16 protein-coding genes are annotated in these 15,648 nt (G+C 70.8%); 12 read left to right on the forward strand and 4 right to left on the reverse strand.

Annotated features, from left to right (window positions below):
* The first annotated feature begins 210 nt into the window (after positions 1–210).
* Genes ACFYX4_RS39160 through ACFYX4_RS39175 form a run of 4 tightly spaced genes read left to right on the forward strand, consistent with a single transcriptional unit; the run spans position 211 to position 4,264 of the window.
* Complete coding sequence (locus ACFYX4_RS39160; RefSeq protein ID WP_389344409.1) at positions 211–1,233, forward strand: sugar ABC transporter substrate-binding protein; 1,023 nt, start codon at positions 211–213, stop codon at positions 1,231–1,233.
* 42 nt (positions 1,234–1,275) lie between these two features.
* Entirely contained in the window at positions 1,276–2,316 is a 1,041-nt protein-coding gene (locus ACFYX4_RS39165) for an ABC transporter permease (RefSeq protein ID WP_389344411.1), read from the forward strand.
* A 5-nt stretch (positions 2,317–2,321) separates the two neighbouring features.
* Positions 2,322–3,110, forward strand: a complete 789-nt coding sequence (locus tag ACFYX4_RS39170) for an ATP-binding cassette domain-containing protein (protein WP_389344413.1) — start codon at positions 2,322–2,324, stop codon at positions 3,108–3,110.
* Positions 3,107–4,264: a serine hydrolase domain-containing protein gene (locus tag ACFYX4_RS39175; RefSeq protein WP_389344415.1), complete on the forward strand. Its 1,158-nt coding sequence runs from the start codon at positions 3,107–3,109 to the stop codon at positions 4,262–4,264. Before ACFYX4_RS39170 ends, ACFYX4_RS39175 begins: the two co-directional genes overlap by 4 nt.
* A 20-nt stretch (positions 4,265–4,284) precedes the next feature.
* Here the strand turns inward: ACFYX4_RS39175 and ACFYX4_RS39180 are convergent, their stop codons facing one another.
* Positions 4,285–4,869, reverse strand: a complete 585-nt coding sequence (locus tag ACFYX4_RS39180; RefSeq protein WP_389344417.1) for a helix-turn-helix domain-containing protein — start codon at positions 4,867–4,869, stop codon at positions 4,285–4,287.
* A gap of 116 nt (positions 4,870–4,985) precedes the next feature.
* Here ACFYX4_RS39180 and ACFYX4_RS39185 point away from each other — a divergent pair, with 116 nt between their 5' ends.
* The 3 genes from ACFYX4_RS39185 to ACFYX4_RS39195 are packed head-to-tail and all read left to right on the forward strand — an operon-like array spanning position 4,986 to position 7,240.
* The gene (locus ACFYX4_RS39185; RefSeq protein ID WP_389344420.1) at positions 4,986–5,822 is read left to right on the forward strand and encodes an EamA family transporter; all 837 of its coding nucleotides are present in this window, start codon (positions 4,986–4,988) and stop codon (positions 5,820–5,822) included.
* 28 nt (positions 5,823–5,850) lie between these two features.
* Positions 5,851–6,498 carry an FMN-binding negative transcriptional regulator gene (locus ACFYX4_RS39190; protein ID WP_389344518.1) on the forward strand — a complete coding sequence of 216 codons (648 nt, stop codon included), beginning with the start codon at positions 5,851–5,853 and terminating at the stop codon, positions 6,496–6,498.
* Positions 6,499–6,532: 34 nt separating this feature from the next.
* The gene (locus ACFYX4_RS39195) at positions 6,533–7,240 is read left to right on the forward strand and encodes a B3/4 domain-containing protein (protein ID WP_389344422.1); all 708 of its coding nucleotides are present in this window, start codon (positions 6,533–6,535) and stop codon (positions 7,238–7,240) included.
* Positions 7,241–7,884: 644 nt separating this feature from the next.
* Here the strand turns inward: ACFYX4_RS39195 and ACFYX4_RS39200 are convergent.
* A complete protein-coding gene (locus ACFYX4_RS39200) occupies positions 7,885–8,307 on the reverse strand; it encodes a secondary thiamine-phosphate synthase enzyme YjbQ (protein WP_389344424.1) in 423 nt (140 codons plus the stop codon).
* Positions 8,308–8,428: 121 nt separating this feature from the next.
* Between ACFYX4_RS39200 and ACFYX4_RS39205 the strand changes: the two genes are divergently transcribed.
* From ACFYX4_RS39205 to ACFYX4_RS39225, 5 genes are all read left to right on the forward strand, one after another.
* Positions 8,429–8,512 carry a putative leader peptide gene (locus ACFYX4_RS39205; protein WP_349817350.1) on the forward strand — a complete coding sequence of 28 codons (84 nt, stop codon included), beginning with the start codon at positions 8,429–8,431 and terminating at the stop codon, positions 8,510–8,512.
* 350 nt (positions 8,513–8,862) lie between these two features.
* Positions 8,863–9,774, forward strand: coding sequence for an ABC transporter permease (locus ACFYX4_RS39210; protein ID WP_389344426.1), 912 nt, complete (start codon positions 8,863–8,865; stop codon positions 9,772–9,774).
* Positions 9,747–10,541 carry an ABC transporter ATP-binding protein gene (locus tag ACFYX4_RS39215; RefSeq protein ID WP_389344429.1) on the forward strand — a complete coding sequence of 265 codons (795 nt, stop codon included), beginning with the start codon at positions 9,747–9,749 and terminating at the stop codon, positions 10,539–10,541. The genes ACFYX4_RS39210 and ACFYX4_RS39215 overlap by 28 nt, the downstream gene beginning before the upstream one ends.
* Positions 10,542–10,657: 116 nt before the next feature.
* Positions 10,658–11,683: an ABC transporter substrate-binding protein gene (locus ACFYX4_RS39220; protein ID WP_389344431.1), complete on the forward strand. Its 1,026-nt coding sequence runs from the start codon at positions 10,658–10,660 to the stop codon at positions 11,681–11,683.
* Between the two features lie 84 nt (positions 11,684–11,767).
* A complete protein-coding gene (locus ACFYX4_RS39225) occupies positions 11,768–12,889 on the forward strand; it encodes an NAD(P)-binding domain-containing protein (RefSeq protein WP_389344433.1) in 1,122 nt (373 codons plus the stop codon).
* On the opposite strand, the gene mltG is transcribed toward ACFYX4_RS39225, so the two are convergent.
* Positions 12,775–13,725, reverse strand: coding sequence for an endolytic transglycosylase MltG (gene mltG / locus ACFYX4_RS39230; protein WP_389344436.1), 951 nt, complete (start codon positions 13,723–13,725; stop codon positions 12,775–12,777). The genes ACFYX4_RS39225 and mltG overlap by 115 nt on opposite strands.
* 53 nt (positions 13,726–13,778) lie before the next feature.
* Positions 13,779–15,605, reverse strand: coding sequence for an ABC transporter ATP-binding protein (locus tag ACFYX4_RS39235; RefSeq protein WP_389344438.1), 1,827 nt, complete (start codon positions 15,603–15,605; stop codon positions 13,779–13,781).
* Positions 15,606–15,648 lie beyond the last annotated feature (43 nt).

A 15,648-nucleotide genomic window follows, 5' to 3' on the forward strand; every position in this document is an offset into this window, starting at 1 on the left:
CCAGCCCGAACCCGGTCCCGAACTCGAACCCGGTCCCGAGCCCGCCGAGCCCCAGCCCCAGCCCGCGCCCCCCCCCCCCCCCCCCCCCCCCCCCCCCCCCCCCCCCCCCCCCGCCCCCACCTCACCGGACCCCCATCACTCCATGGCCCTCACCGCAACCACTGATCACTTATGCCGTTCATCCCGTTCATCCCGTTCGAGGAGCCCCCCGTGCCCCGTTTCCGCAGATCCCGCATCGCCCTGATCGCGACCGTCGTCGCCACTACCGCCGTCACCGCCGCGTGCACCAAGCGCACCGACTCCACCGGCTCGGACGACTCCGGCGCTTCTTCCGGTCGGAAGCTGTCCGTGATCGTCGTGTCCGGCCCGCTGAGCGATCCGTTCTTCGGCGCCATGAAGACCGGCGCCGACAACGCCGGCAAGGAGCTGAACGTCTCCACCGAGTACCTCAGCCCGACCTCGACCGACGCCTCCGGCCCGACTCTCGCCAGGCTGATGCAGGCGGCCGTGGCGAAGAAGCCGGACGCGATCGTCGTCGGCAACTTCTTCCCCGAGGCCCAGAACTCGGAGGTCAAGGCCGCGGTCAAGGCCGGCATACCCGTGGTCGTCATCAACTCCGGCCAGTCGGACTGGGATCGGCTCGGCGCCCTCGCCTTCGTCGGCATCGAGCCGGCGGTGGCCGGCACCAGGTCGGGCGAGCAGTCGGCCGAGCTCGGCGTGAAGAAGGGGCTGTGCGTCAACACGGTCCCGGGCAACCCGGCCCTGGAGCAGCTGTGCCAGGGCTACACCGACACGCTCAAGAAGAGCGGCGGCACGGCGAGTTCGCTGCGCATCCCGTACAAGGACGCGACCAACCCGACGAAGGTCACCCAGGCCATCGCGGGCGCGCTCAAGGCGGACAAGAGCATCGACGGCGTGTTCACGACGGGCTCCATCGTCGCCGAGTGCGCGCTGACCGCGGCGAACGACATCGGACGCAAGCTGATCATCGGCAGCGGCGACCCGTCCACCAAGGTCCTCCAGGACATCGAGGCGGGCAAGATCCAGTACGCCATGGACCAGCAGCCCTACCTCCAGACGTACTACGGCGTCCTGATCGCCAAGCAGTACGTGCAGTACCGGATCTCCCCCTCCGGCAACGTGCTCACCGGTCCGCTGGTCATCGACAAGGACAGCGCGGCCGCCGTACTGAAGATCAACGAGACGTACAAGGGCATCCGCGGTGCCGCCTGAGACGCCGCAACAGCAGACTTCCAGTTTCAGGAGAGCGCACTCATGACCATCGACCAAGCGGCCGCAGCACCCGCCGTGCCGAACGAGCAGAGCGAACCCCCCGGCCCATCACTGATCGCACGCACGGCCCGGCGCCCTGAGTTCGGCGCGCTGATCGGCGCCGTCGCGGTGTACTTCTTCTTCCTCGTGACCGCGTCCGGCGCCGGCTTCACCAGCGTGGACGGCACCGCCAGCTGGCTGAACACCGCCGCCGAACTGGGCGTGGTCGCCACCCCGGTCGCGCTGCTCCTCATCGCCGGGGAGTTCGACCTGTCGATCGGCTCGGTCGTCGGCGCGACGTCGGTGATCGTGGCCATCGGCAGCGGGACGTACACCATGCCCCAATGGGCGTCGATCCCTCTCGCGATCGGCTTCGGCCTCCTCGTGGGACTGGTCAACGGCCTCGTCGCCACCCGCACCAAGCTGCCTTCCTTCATCGTCACCCTGGGAAGTTCCCTGGTCGTGGGCGGTGGCGCGCTGGGCCTCAGCCGCGCGCTGTCGGGGAGTACGGCCGTGACGTTGGCACCGGAGCCCGGCGTGCAGGCGGTGTTCGGCTCCGAAGCGGGGCAGTTCCAGGTCTCCATCGCGTGGTGGCTGGCGATCACCGTCGTCGCGTGGTGGGTGCTGACCCGTACCCGTACCGGCAGCTGGATCTATGCCACCGGCGGGGCCCCCGAAGTGGCCCGGGACGCCGGCGTGCCGACCGCCCGGGTCAAGGTCGGACTCTTCATGGCCACCTCCGCCGGTGCCGCGCTTGTCGGCGTCCTGCAGACGATCGCCTACAGCGGGGGCGACGTCACCCGCGGCTCCAGCTTCATCTTCGACGGCGTGATCGCCGCCGTGATCGGCGGAGTGCTCCTGCAAGGCGGCTACGGCTCCACCCTCGGCGTCATGCTGGGCACGGCGACCTACGGCATCGTCAGCCTCGGCATCTTCTACACCGGCTGGAACACCGACTACGCCCAGCTCTTCCTCGGCGGCCTGCTGCTGGTCGCGGTGATGGCGAACAACTACTTCCGCAAGCTCGCACTGAGCGGCAGGTGACCCTCATGACGACCACCACGACCGACCATCCCCTCATCGAACTCCAGGGCGTCACCCAGCGGTTCACCGGCGTGACCGCCGTCGCCGATGTCTCGCTCACCGTCCGCCCCGGCCAGGTGCTCTGTCTGCTCGGCCACAACGGCGCCGGCAAGTCCACCCTCATCAAGATCCTCTCCGGGGTGTACACGCCGACCGAGGGCACCCTGTCCATCGACGGTGAACCCGTGGCCCTCGGCGGCCCGCGCGACGCGCTGGACCGCGGCATCGCCACCGTCCACCAGGGCGCGGGCACAGTCCCGCTGATGAGCGTGGCCCGCAACTTCTTCCTCGGCGCCGAACCCACCAAGGGCCGCGGCCCGTTCCGCCGCTTCGACGCCGCGACGGCGGGCCGGATCGCGCTGCAGGAGATCCAGCAGCTGGGCATCCGCCGCATCCGCGACGCCGACCAGTTGGTGGGCACCATGTCCGGCGGTGAGCGCCAGGCCCTCGTCATCGCCCGCGCCCTGCACTTCGGCGCCCGGGTGCTGATCCTGGACGAACCGACCTCGGCACTCGGCGTCCGCGAGGCCGAGATCGTCCTGCAGGCCGTCGAGACGGCACGGGACCGCGGCGTCGGCGTCGTTCTGATCACCCACCAGGCCCACCACGCCCTGCGGGTCGGCGACCACTTCGCCGTCCTCGCCCACGGCCGGCTCGTCGCCTCGTTCGCGCGGGGCGAGATGGAGGCGGCCGAGGTCATCGACCTGATGGCGGGCGGCACGGTGATGGAGGAACTGGAGCGCAGGCAGGCATGAGCACCACGCACGACGCGCCTGCGGCGAAGGCCGCCGGATACACCGCGCCCCGGTTCGCGGGTGTCCGGGAGGCTTTCGAGAGCAACCTGCGCAACGGTGACGACTTCGGCGCCTCGGTCGCCGTCTACCACCATGGCCGACTGGTCGTGGACCTTCGGGGCGGCGCCCGGGACGTCAGCGGGGCGCCGTACCCGGAGGACGCCCTGCACGTCGGGTACTCCACGACCAAGGGTGTGATGGGCCTGGTGCTCGCGAGCCTGGTCGACACGGGCGAGGTGGATCTCGACGCCCCGGTGTCGGCCTACTGGCCGGACTTCGGCGCGGTCGGCAAGGACGGCGTCCTGGTCCGTGAACTCGCTTCACACCAAGCCGGATTGCCGGCCTTCGACGAGCCGGTGACCGAGGCCGACCTCGCCGACTGGGACGGCTGCGTGCGGCGCCTGGCCCACCAGGCGCCGGCGTGGCGTCCTGGTAGCCGGCACGGCTACCACGCCCTGACCCTCGGCTATCTGGTCGGCGAGGTCGTACGACGCGCGGGCGGCAAGACCGTGGGCACCCTGCTCCGTGAGCGGTTCGCCCAGAACGGAGACCTCCAGGCGTGGATCGGTCTGCCCACCGAGCACCATCACCGCGTCGTCCGGTACCAGGACGCCTTTCCCACTCCGGGAATCGGCGCCGTCGTGGCCACGGCCGCCGAAACGCCGGACACGCTGACCCACGCCACCTTCAACAATCCCGTCGTCACGGCCGATCTCTTCAACGACCCCGCGCTGTGGCGGCCGGAGATCCCCGCCGCCAACGGCGTCTTCGACGCCAGGTCACTGGCCCGGCTCTACTCCACCGTGGTCGACGGTCCCCTGCGTGTCGTCTCCTCCACCTCCGTCGACCGGGTCCGCCGCCAGCAGGTCCACGGCCCCGACGAGGTCCTGGTGGACCAACCGACCCGCTTCGGCGCCGTCTTCGGCCTGTCGTCCCCACGCCAGCCGATGCTCGGTCCCGGCTCGTTCGGCCACGACGGCCTCGGCGGACATCTGGCCTTCGCCCACCCGGAATCCGGAATCGCGTTCGCCTTCCTCACCAACCGGGCCATCCCCGACCCCACGCCCCACACCCGGCTGTGGCGCCTGCTCTCGGCAGTGGCCGCGGGGCTGTGACGCGTGTGCTCCGCCGCGGATCAGGTCGCCGCCGCCGGGCCAGGCGGCAGGTGGACCGTCATGATCAGGTGGCAGGTCTCGGTGCCCGCCCCGCGGTAGGTGTGCGGGGCATCGCCGTCGAACGTCGCGGTCTGGCCGGCTTCGACGGTGTGCTCGCTGCCGTCGACGACCAGGGTCAACTGGCCGGAGGTGACACTGACGGTCTCCACGACCCCGGCCTGGTGGGGGTGGCTGGGGTAGTCCTCGCCCGGTTCCAGCCGCCAGCGCCAGACCTCCACCGGAGCCGGCCCCGAGGTCGTCAGCATGAGCCGGGCCTCACCGCCCCGCTCGCCCGTCCACAAGGGTGCCACGGCATCGGCCGCCACGACCCGCACACGCCCTTGGGGCGAGCCCTGCATCAGGGCGGAGACCGAGATGCCCAGGGTGTCGGCCAGCCGGACCAGCGTGGCCAGGTTGGGGTTGCCCTGGGCCTTCTCCAGTCCCACGAGGGCGCCCTTGCTGACCTGGGCACGACGACTCAGTTCGTCCAACGACAGGCCCGCACGCATACGCGCCGCCCGGACATTGTGCGCGACCGTGCGCAACGCTGCGGCCGTCTCCGCCACCTGATCCCCTTCCCTACCACTGCACATTCCAATGCACCGTACGGTCGATCGGTTGTGATGCTCGGTCGCTTGGTTGTACGGTGTGGTCGTTCCACTGAATGGTAAGGGATTGTGCTGTGCTCGCTCTGTTGCTGGCCCTGGGCAGCTCATTCGCGTACGGATGCGCCGACTTCCTCGGCGGCCTCGGCGCCCGAAAAGCCCACGTGCTGCGCACGGTGATGGTCGCCGCCCCGGCCAGTCTGGCGGTCGAGCTGCTGCTGTGGCCGCTGCTCGGCGCCTCCTTCAGCCCTGGAGCCCTGGGCTGGGGTGCCGCCTCGGGCGTCGCCTCGGCCGCCGCGTTCGCCCTGCTGTACCGGACCCTGGCGATCGGCCCGATGAACGTGCTGTCACCCGTGACCGCGCTGGTCTCCGCGGCGCTCCCCGTCGGCGTCGGCCTGATGCAGGGCGAGCACCTGGCAGCCACTGGGCTGGTGGGTCTGCCGCTCGCGCTGGTCGCGGTGGTGCTGGTCAGCGCCGGACACGGTGCGGGCTCGACGCGCCCCTCCCGTACGGCGCTGCTGCTGGCCTTCGGGGCGGGCACCGCCATCGCCCTGCAACTGGTCTTCCTGCACCAGGCGCCGTCCGACAGCGGGGTGGCCCCGCTGATCGTGGGTCGGGCCGTCGCCTCGGCCGTCACCTTGTCCGCAGCCGGGCTGGTGCACCGCAGGCTTGGCCCCGATCGGCCCGCGTACGCGCTCTCGGCGGCCGCCGGCGTGCTGGACTCCGTGGCGAACCTGCTGTTCCTGCTCGCCGCCCGCAGCGGGGACCTCACCGTCGTCGCCGTCATCACCGCCCTCTACCCGGCCGGCACCGTCCTGCTGGCCCGCGGGGTACTCGCCGAGCGCATACACCGCGCCCAGCTCGCCGGCCTCGGCACCGCCGCCGTCGCCGTCAGCCTCCTCGCTCTGACCTGAGCAGACCCGCAAGATCTAGGAGATGAGCATGCTGATCCACCCCTGGGACGCCGGCCTCGACGAGGCCGAGTGGCAGACCTGGATCGCCGACGGCCACGACTTCGGGCAGCTCAGCGTGAACGGCCTGCCAGGCCGCCCGCCCATGGTCGTCCCCACCCACTTCACCTGCGACGGGACCTACCTCCTGATCCACCTCGCCAAGCCCAACCCGGTCTGGAAGGCGATCGAGCAGGACCCCGGCGTCGTCTTCACCGTCATCGGCGACTACGCCTTCATCCCCGGCCCCTGGCGTGCCAAGCCCGGCGCCCCGCCCACCGATGGCGTCCCCACCAGCTATTACGCGGCCGTCCAGTTCACCTGCCGCGCCGAGATCGTCGACGGCCCCGAGGCCAAGGCCGAGCTGCTGCGCCGCCAGCTCGCGCACTTCCAGCCCGACGGTGACCACGCACCCGTAGCGGTCGACGAGCCGCCGTACGGCCGGATGCTCTCCGGCATCCGCGGGCTGCGCCTCGAAGTCACCGACGTACGGGCCAAGTTCAAGTACGACGACCACAGGCCCGTCGAACACCGCAGCACGGTCGCCGAGCGCCTCACCGAGCGCGGACAAGGGCTGGACGTGCCCACCGCACGTCAGCAGCTGCGCCGCCTCGACAGCATCGGTCCCTGGAAGTCCTGACCACCTCCGCCCGCAGGAAACGGAAACGCCGCCCATGCCCGCATTCCGCATCGCCCCCGCCGTCGCCGCAGCCTTCCCCGACACCCTGATCGCCCTGGTCACCGCCACCGGCCTGCGCGGCCGAGAGTCCTGGCCACACACCGCCGTGGCCGTGGAGGAACTGGAGCAACAACTCGCCGACGGCACGTGGCATCCCGCAGACGAGGCCGACCCGCGCATCGAGGCGTGGCACACCGCCTACCGTTCCTTCGGCACCAACCCCCGCCGGATCCGCCCCAGCGTCGACGCGCTCGGACGGCGCCTCGCGAAGAAGGGGAGCCTGCCGCGCATCAACCCGGCCGTCGACTCCTACAACGCCGTCTCCGTCCGCCATGCCCTGCCTGCGGGCGCCTTCGACCTCGACCATGTCGCCGGCGACGTCGACATCCGCCACGCGGACGGCACCGAGTCCTTCACCCCGCTCGGCGAACCCGACACGGTCGAGAACCCCAAGCCCGGCGAGATCATCTACGCCGACACCACCGGGGTCCTGACCCGCCACTGGAACCACCGGGACGCCCACCGCACCCGCGTCACCGAGGACTCCACTCACATCGCGTTCGTCCTCGAGACCCTGCACGCCGACCGCGACGGCGACCTCCTCAAGGTCGCAGCGGACGAACTTCAGGGCCTGCTCGCCCCGCACGCCGAACAGACCGCCGTGCACTTCCTCAGCCCGACGCAGGCCCAGATCACCACCTGAGATCCGATAGGGCTCGGCCACCAGGAGCACAAACCGACCGCAGCGAATCGAGGTATCCCCATGCCGAATTCGAGCACTCGACCTGCCGGGCCGGACAAGCATGATCCGGCCATGCTCGCGTTCCGGCTCCAGGCGGTGCACTGCGGGAACCGGACTGACGCCGGCACGGGGGCGATCCGTACCCGATCGTCATGGCGAACTCCTTCCCCCTGCCCGAGGAGCCGTTCACCGGGGGCACCTATAGTCGCGCATCTTGTAGCCGGTGTTGAGGCAGTCGACGACGTTGCGGCCGAGCCGGTCGACAGCCGCGGCCACCAGACCGTCGTACGGACCCTTCTCATCGCGGAGCCAGGGGCACCAGGTGCGGCCGGGGCATCGGGTCGGTGGCGCCTGAGACCCCCCAGTCATCGGCCCAGCCGATGATGTGGCCCCCTACGGCGCCGGCCGCAGTGAGTACGTCCTCGCGTTGGCGCTCCGGGGACGACGTAGCGAGCTTCATCCGCGACAGCCGCCGTACGCCGAGCAGGCACTTGCCACATCCGTCGTAGGGGCGTTCGATCATGTTCAGGTCCGCCGCGCAAGGCTTCTCCGTTTCGAACGCGCCAGGTACGGAGATCTGGCGGCCGCGCCCAGGACGATCTCGCTCAGCCCAGGAAGCTCAACCGCACCTTCCGCTCCGGGTTGTCCTTGTTCGTGTCCACCAGGCACACCGACTGCCATGTCCCCAGCTCCAGCCTCCCGTCCACGACCGGCAGCGTCGCATGGGGCGGGACGAAGGCCGGCAGGACGTGGTCGCGGCCGTGGCCCGGGCTGCCGTGGCGGTGCTGCCAGCGGTCGTCGGCGGGGAGGAGGGTGTGCAGCGCGGCGAGCAGGTCGACGTCGCTGCCCGCGCCCGTCTCGATGACCGCAATGCCGGCCGTGGCGTGCGGGACGAAGACGTTCAGGAGACCGTCGCGGCCGGCTGCCTCCTCCCGCAGGAATTCCTCGCAGTCACGGGTGAGGTCGACGACCCGCTCCCGTGAGCCGGAGGCGATGTGCAGAACTCGGGTGGTGAACGCATCTGACATGCTCCCATCCTCACCCATACGCCGGATTTCACACCTCACCGACCGCTCGGCACGTGGGACGGGAGTCCGATCCGCGAGACGCCGTTGACCATGGCCACGCCACCTGACTACGTTCGGCCGCATGTTGCGTTCAGCCCTGCTCACCACGCGCGGTCACATCGACCTGCTGCGGGTGGCCTCCGCCGCGTGTCGTCGCGGCTGCTGACGCCTTCTCACCCCACCTCCGCGGTCACCGCCCTCGCCTTCCGCTCCGGCTGAGCCGCCTGGACGTGCGCCCGTATGCCGGGTCCCGTCTCGGGTCTCGCGTCGGATCGACGGCCTGTCAGCGCGTCCGATCACACGCCCGGTCCCGGGTCGCGACGACCGTCCGGTCGCGTGTCGTATCGAGCGCCCGGTCACGCGTCGCGACGATCGCCCTGGTCACGCGTCGCGCCTGACGTACGGCCGTGCTTCCCGCGCGCGTCGGAATGGGACCGAGCCCGCCGTGACCCGGCGGTGCGGAGGTGTGTCCGCCCGTCCCCCCACCGGTCGCCCCCTCCCCCTGTGGAGCCCCCCATGAGCATCAGTCATGCCCCGCCCGAGTCCTCCGGGCCAGGCATCTCCCCCACATCCCCCTCGTCATCGGCCACGGTGACGGACAAGGCCTCTCCCCCACAGGCCTCCCCCGCTCTCGAACCCCTCCTCCCACGCTCCACCCGCCGCACCCGCGTCCCCCGCTGGCTGCGTCGCACCACCGGGCCGCTCGCCCTTCTCGTGCTGTGGCAGATCCTCAGCAGCACCGGCGCGTTGACGCCGGACGTGCTCGCCTCGCCCGGCCGTATCGCCCAGGTCGCCCGGGAACTGATCGCCGACGGCTCGCTGGCCTCCGCCATGGGCACCTCCCTCCAGCGCGTGGCCGCCGGGCTCGCGCTCGGCACGGTCGTCGGCACCGGACTCGCCCTGCTCTCCGGGCTGTTCAGGACCGGCGAGGACCTGGTCGACGCGCCGGTGCAGATGCTGCGGACGGTGCCGTTCGTCGGTCTCATCCCGCTGTTCATCATCTGGTTCGGCATCGGAGAGGCCCCGAAGGTCGCCATCATCACGCTCGGCGTGACCTTCCCCCTCTATCTGAACGTGTACGCCGGCATCCGTGGCGTGGACGCCCAGTTGATCGAGGCCGGGGAGTCCCTGGGACTCTCGCGCTGGGGCCTCGTACGGCATGTCGTGCTGCCGGCCGCGCTGCCCGGCGCGATGACCGGCCTGCGCTACTCGCTCGGCATCGCCTGGCTCGCCCTGGTCTTCGCCGAGCAGGTCAACGCCGACTCCGGCATCGGATTCCTCATGGTGCAGGCACGGGACTTCCTGCGGACCGACGTGATCGTGGTCTGCCTCATCGTCTACGCCTTCCTCGGCCTGCTCGCCGACTTCGTCGTCCGTTCCCTCGAAAGGCTGCTGCTGCAATGGCGACCGACGTTCACCGGCCGGTGACCCCCACCTCGGCCGTGCGGGTCGAGGGGCTGACCCGCTCCTTCGACGGCCGCGCCGTCATCGACGACCTTCAACTCGACATCCGGCCGGGTGAGTTCGTGGCCCTGCTCGGCCGCAGCGGTTGCGGCAAGTCCACGCTGCTGCGCATCCTCGCCGGGCTCGACCGCGACATCGAGGGCACCGTGCTGGTGCCGCGCCGCAAGGCGGTCGCCTTCCAGTCGCCGCGGCTCATGCCGTGGAAGAAGGTGTGGCGCAACGTGCTCCTCGGTCTGCCGGGGCGGCCCGAACGCCCGGTCGCCGAGAAGGCGTTGGAGGAGGTGGGGCTCGGCCACCGCTCCGACGCCTGGCCGAAGACCCTCTCCGGCGGCGAGGCCCAACGCGCCTCGCTGGCCCGGGCCTTGGTCCGCGAGCCCGATCTGCTGCTGCTCGACGAGCCGTTCGGCGCGCTCGACGCCCTCACCCGCATCAAGGCCCAGCGCCTGGTGGACGAGTTGTGGCGGCGGCGCGGCTGCGCGGTGCTGCTCGTCACGCACGACGTCGAGGAGGCGGTCCTGCTCGCCGACCGCGTCCTGGTGATGGACGACGGCGTCATCGCGCACGAGCAGCGCATCGACCTCGACCGCCCGCGCGACATCGCCGACCCCCGGTTCGCCGAGCTGCGCGCCGGACTGCTGCGGCAGCTCGGCGTCGACGCGACGGAGGCCGAAGCTGAAGCTGAAGCCGTGGCCGTGGCCGTGGCCGTGGCCGAAGGCAAAGCCGCCGCCTGAGCTCGACGAGCCGTATCTCCGGCTCCCCCTCCCCAATCCTCAATCCCCCATCCTCAATCCCCCCACGACTCACAACTTACGGCTCACGCCCCACGCCCCACGGAACGGATCCCCCCATGCGACGACGCCTCGCCCCCGGCGCTCTACTCCTCCCACTCGCCCTGGTCCTCACCGCCTGCGGCGGTGCCTCGTCCGCCAACACGGGCACCGGTGGTGGCACGGACGGCAAGGGCTCCGTCACCATCAACGTCGGAGACCAGAAGGGCGGTTCCGAGGCCATCCTGCGAGCCGCCGGCGAACTCGACGACCTCAACTACAAAATCAAGTGGTCCACCTTCACCTCCGGCCCGCCCCTCCTGGAGGCCGTCAACGCCAAGGCCGTCGACGTCGGCGGCGTCGGCAACACCCCGCCCGTGTTCGCGGCCGGCGCCGGCTCGAAGATCTCGGTCGTCGCGGCCTGGCACGGCACGTCCAAGGGCGACACCATCCTCGTCCCGAACGACTCGAAGCTCACCAAGACCGACCAGCTCAAGGGCAAGTCCATCGCCGTGGCGCAAGGCTCCTCCGCCCACTACCAACTGGTCGCGTCCCTCAAGGCGGCCGGGCTGAGCCTGAACGACGTCAAGGTCAAGTACCTCCAACCGGCCGACGCGCTCGCCGCGTTCACCTCCGGCAAGGTCGACGCGTGGGCGGTGTGGGACCCGTACACCTCCCAGGTGCTCCAGTCGAAGCAGGGCCGCCTGCTCACCACCGGCGACGGCATCACCAACGGGCTCACCTTCCAGGTCGCCGCGCCCACCGCGTTGAAGGACGCGAAGAAGGCCGCCGCCATCAAGGACTACTTGGACCGGCTGCGGCGCGCCACCGCCTGGGTGTACGACCACAAGGAGGAGTGGGCCAAGGTGTGGGCGAAGGACACCGGACTCCCGTACGAGGCGGCGCTCGCCTCGGTGAAGCGGACGAACGCCACCCGGATCGCGGTCGCCGTCGACCAGCCGCTCATCGCCTCCGAGCAGAAGATCGCCGACGCGTTCACCGAGCTGAAGCTCATTCCGCGCAAGGTCGACTTCGGCGAGTTCGTGGACCCGCGCTACAACGGCGACCTGCCCGCCTCGACGAGCACCCCGCGCGCGTCCTCGTAGCGCGCCGCCCGCGCACTGCCACACGGGCGAGCCGGCCGCCCGGCGTCGGGGAAGATCCACGTCCCCGACGCTGTTGGTAGAAACGTGAACGACATACGTGAGGTCGAGGTGGTCGTCATAGGCGCTGGTCAGGCCGGTCTGTCCAGCGCCTATCACCTGCGGCGCGCCGGTTTCGAACCGGAGCGCGACTTCGTGGTGCTCGACCACTCCCCCGGCCCGGGCGGCGCCTGGCAGTTCCGGTGGCCCTCACTGACGTACGGCAAGGTGCACGGGATGCACGCCCTGCCCGGCATGGAACTGACGGACGCGGACCCGGCGCGGCCCTCGTCCGAGGTGATCCGGGAGTACTTCGAGCGTTACGAGCGCACGTTCGACCTGCGGGTGCGCCGGCCGGTGGACGTACGGGCCGTTCGATCAGAGGTCAAGCGCGGGGAGAGCGGGCCCGAGCCGCGCGGCGGGCGGCTGCTCGTGGAGACCTCCGACGGTACGTGGTCCACGCGAGCCCTGATCAACGCCACCGGCACCTGGGACCGGCCGTTCTGGCCGCGCTACCCCGGCCAGGAGACCTTCCGCGGACGGCAGCTGCACACCGCGCACTACCCGGGGCCGGAGGCCTTCGCCGGACTGCGCGTGATCGTGGTGGGCGGGGGCGCGTCCGGCACGCAGCATCTGCTGGAGCTCGCCCCGTACGCGGCCGGCACCACCTGGGTGACCCGGCGCCCGCCCGTGTTCCGCGAGGGCCCCTTCGACGAGGACGCGGGCCGTGCGGCGGTCGCGCTCGTGGAGGAGCGCGTGCGGCAGGGGCTGCCCCTGAAGAGCGTCGTCTCCGTGACGGGTCTGCCGCTGAACGACGCGATCCGCGAAGGGCTGGCGGACGGAGTGCTCGACCGGCTGCCCATGTTCGACCGGATCACCCCGGACGGCGTGGAGTGGAACGACGGACGGCACGTGAACGCCGACGTCATCCTGTGGGCGACCGGGTTCCGGGCCGCCGTGGACCATCTCGCGCCGCTGCGGCTGCGCGAGCCGGGCGGCGGCATCCGCGTCGAGGGCACGCGTGCGGTCGCCGATCCCCGCGTCCACCTCGTCGGTTACGGCCCGTCGGCGAGCACGATAGGCGCCAATCGGGCCGGACGCGCCGCGGTACGGGACATCGCTCGGCTGCTCGCCGAGGGGGCGGGAGAGCAGGAGGCAGCCGCCGCCTGACATCCCCGCACGCTCTTCTGGCGCCGGGTGAAATCCGCGACGTTGCGCTGGTGTTCCTCGTAGCTCGCCGTGAAGCGCGTGTCGCCCGGCTTGACCGTGACGAAGTACAGCCAGTCGCCCGGCGTCGGACTGATCGCGGCCTGCATCGCCTTCTCTCCGGGACTGTCGATGGGCGTCGGAGGCAGGCCCATGCGCTGGAAGGAGTTGTAAGGGCTCTCGATGCGGGTGTCGGCCTCCGTGGTCTTCGCGGCGAAGCGGTTCAGGGCGTAGTGGATGGTGGAGTCCATCTGGAGCGGCATGCCGCGCTCCAGACGGTTGAAGACGACGCGGGCCACCTTGCCCATGTCGGCCTTGGTGGCGGCCTCGGCCTGGACGATGCTCGCGATGGTGACCGCCTGATAGACGTTCATGGCGTTGCGCTGCGCCCCGGCGGCGATCGGCGCTCCGTTGAACTTCCTGTTCGCCGTGTCGACCATCGACGTCAGAAGGGCCTGTGGGGTGGCCTCCTCGTCGAGCGGATAGGTCGCGGGGAAGAGATAGCCCTCCGGGTTGCCCTCGGCGTCGTTCGGCAGTTGCAGGTCGGCCGTCGGCAGCGTCTTCCTGGTGGTGCCGGCGGGCAGGGCGAGGACCTTGTCGACGGCCTCGTAGATCTGGTTCGCGCGCCAGCCCTCCGGGATGACCAGCGAGGTCGGCCGCTTGGCCTCGTCGGGTCCGTCCGGGGTGAGCAGCGGTACCGCCACGGCCGTGCCGGCCACGACGGCTCCGGTCGCGATGAGGGCGAGACGGCCCCGGCAGGTCAGTCGCATCGTTCTCCGTGACGAAGTGTTCGTCTGCATGCGGGCACGGTAACCCGCACACCGTCACAAACCCGGCGCAACCTGCCATATCTTCATCTCGTCGGCTCCAGCCGGGCGTCCCGCCGTACCAGAGCCGCGTAGCGCCCGCCGCGCGCCAGCAACTCCTCGTGCGTGCCGCTTTCGGCCACTCGTCCGGCGTCGAGGACGACGATCTGGTCGGCGCCGCGAACCGTGGACAGCCGGTGGGCGATGGTGAGCGTGGTGCGGTCGGCGGAGAGCGCATCGATGGCCTCCTGGACGGCGTGCTCGGTGCGGGTGTCCAGGGCGCTGGTCGCCTCGTCGAGGATCAGCACCGGCGGGTCGCGCAGGATGGTGCGGGCGATGGCCAGGCGCTGCTTCTCACCGCCGGAGAAGCGGTGTCCGCGCTCGCCCACGACCGTGTCGTAGCCGTCGGGCAGTGCGGCGATGTGGTCGTGGATCTGGGCCGCGCGCGCCGCCGCGTGCAGTTCCTCGTCGGTGGCGTCGGGCTTGGCGAAGCGCAGGTTCTCGGCGACCGAGGCGTGGAAGAGGTACGTCTCCTGCGAGACGACGCCGACCGCGCGCGCGAGGGTGTCGAAGTCGAGGTCTCGGACGTCGACGCCGTCGAGGGTGACCCGACCGCCGGTCACGTCGTACAGACGGGGCACCAGATAGCCGAGCGTGGACTTCCCGGCGCCGGTCGGGCCGACGAGAGCGAGGCTGCCGCCGGCGGGGACGGTGACGTCGATGCCGTCCAGGATCGTCCCCTCGGAGCCGTCGCCGCCTCGGTCTGCGTCGTCGTACCGGAACGAGACGCCCTCGAAGCGGACCTCACCCTTCACCTGGTCCAGGTGGACCGGGTCCTCGCGTTCGATGATGTCGACCGGGAGGTCGAGGTACTCGAAGATGCGCTGGAAGAGCGCGAGGGAGCTCTGGATCTGCACGCCGGTCGACAGCAGGCTCACGGCCGGGCGGAACAGGCCCTGTTGCAGGGAGACGAAGGCGACGATGGTGCCGAGGGAGACGTCGGGGCCGCCCAGTTGGAGGGCGATGCCCGCCGTCCAGTAGATGAAGGCCGGCATGGCCGACATGACGATCCCGATCACCGCCATGCGCCATCGGCCGGCCATGTTCGACCTGACCTCCAGATCGACCAGGCGCTCGGACTCGTCGGCGAAGGAGCGCGTGAGGGAGCCGGAGCGGCCCATGGTACGGCCGAGGAGGATGCCGCTGACCGACAGCGACTCGGTGACCGTGGCGGCCATCGCCGCCATCTGCTTCTGGCGCTGGGTGGTGATTCTGCGGCGCTCGTCGCCCACGCGGCGGCTGATCCACACGAAGACCGGGAGCAGCAGCAGCGAGACGACGGTCAGGCGCCAGTCCAGGGCGATCATCGCGATGATCGTGGCGAGGACGCTGGTGAAGTTGGAGACCAGGGAGGTGGCGGTCGAGGTGACGGTGGCCTGCATGCCGCCGATGTCGTTGGCGATGCGGGACTGCACTTCGCCGGTACGCGTGCGTGTGAAGAACGCGAGCGACATCCGCTGGAGACGGCCGAAGACGGCGGTGCGCAGGTCGTGCATGACCCGCTGGCCGACCGTGGTGGAGATCAGGGTCTGGAGGACGCCGAAGACGCCCGCCAGGACGGCGCTGACGATCATGCCGAGGGCGAGCAGGCTCAGGAGCCCGGTGCGGCCTTGCGGGATGGCGACGTCGAGGATCTCCTTGAGCAGGAACGGCGTCGCGACCGAGACCAGTGAGGAGGCGGCGACCAGCAGGCCGACGACCGCGAGGCGGCCTCGATAGGGGCGGAACAGCCGCAGGATGCGGCGCACCTGCCGGCTCTGCGGCGCATCGGCGTCGGTCGGCGGGGACCAGGAGTCTGGTTTGTCGGGTTTCATGGGCTCCTACGTAGGTGTGGTGAGCGGACTTGGAGAGCGTAGC

This window comes from Streptomyces sp. NPDC002328, assembly GCF_042890065.1.
Lineage (GTDB): Bacteria > Actinomycetota > Actinomycetes > Streptomycetales > Streptomycetaceae > Streptomyces.